The organism is Photorhabdus kayaii (assembly GCF_025384895.1).
Classification (GTDB): domain Bacteria; phylum Pseudomonadota; class Gammaproteobacteria; order Enterobacterales; family Enterobacteriaceae; genus Photorhabdus; species Photorhabdus kayaii.
Window position 1 is genome coordinate 1 of record NZ_JAJAFZ010000212.1, and the last position, 765, is coordinate 765.

The 765-nt window shown below is 49.2% G+C and carries 2 protein-coding genes; one reads left to right on the plus strand and one right to left on the minus strand.

The annotated features are described in order from the left end of the window. Nucleotides 1–99 precede the first annotated feature (99 nt). Nucleotides 100–492, minus strand: coding sequence for a helix-turn-helix domain-containing protein (locus LGZ98_RS23960; RefSeq protein ID WP_229015692.1), 393 nt, complete (start codon nt 490–492; stop codon nt 100–102). Nucleotides 493–591: 99 nt separating this feature from the next. Between LGZ98_RS23960 and LGZ98_RS23965 the strand changes: the two genes are divergently transcribed. After that, on the plus strand, nt 592–765 hold a 174-nt coding region (locus LGZ98_RS23965; protein ID WP_262978754.1), incomplete at its 3' end, for a CHC2 zinc finger domain-containing protein.

The window sequence follows — 765 nt, forward strand, 5'->3', positions numbered from 1 at the left end:
ATTACAATCGCGGTTAGCCATAGTAACTACTCCAATAGTTGCTTACGGTTAGCGGCGGTTCCGTGCTCCAACACGGGATCGCCGCACGTGTTTTATGTCTTACTTCTCGGTGCCTGCTCTGCTGTTGTTACGGGCAAAACGGTTGGCATCGTGTTTTAAAATCAATGACTCCAGTAACACCCTTGCCACTTCTTTCTCTTCCGGTGTGAACTGGCTGATAGCCTCAAACTGCAAACGCAGTTCTTCATCCGGGTTGCGCTCATTCTCGTCAAAAACCAGCGTATCTGCACTGACAGAAAGTGCACGGGAGAGCTTGCGGATAATCTCCAGTGTCGGTTGTACTTCGTCAGCTTCATAACGCCGGATCATTGTCACGTGACAACCGACTTTCTCCGCCAGTGCGGCCTGAGTAAGCCTGCGGTCTTTACGCAGGGTTGCCAGACGTTTACCAAAGTCCATAGAAATTACTCGCCAAGGAAACAGAGCCAGCATTTTACCCCCTTGTTTAAACATGATGCTTGAAACATACCATATATGCATGTATAAAGAAACCATAAAAGCATATTGACAGGTTTTTACAGGAGGTCTCTGATGACCCGCGTTCCCGACACCGATTTAGTCCACTTAAAGCAAACCGTCTCGTTGCTGGGGCTGGCGCGTAAGCAAGGCCGTACGATGAAAAAACGCGGTGAGGATTATGTGCTGCGCTGTCCGTTCCATAACGAGAAAACGCCCTCAATGGTGATATCGCCGGCTAAGAACCTG

Bases quoted from the DNA above. Each gene is read 5' to 3' on its own strand.
- LGZ98_RS23960 (WP_229015692.1), bottom strand. From the start codon at position 492: ATGCTGGCTCTGTTTCCTTGGCGAGTAATTTCTATGGACTTTGGTAAA.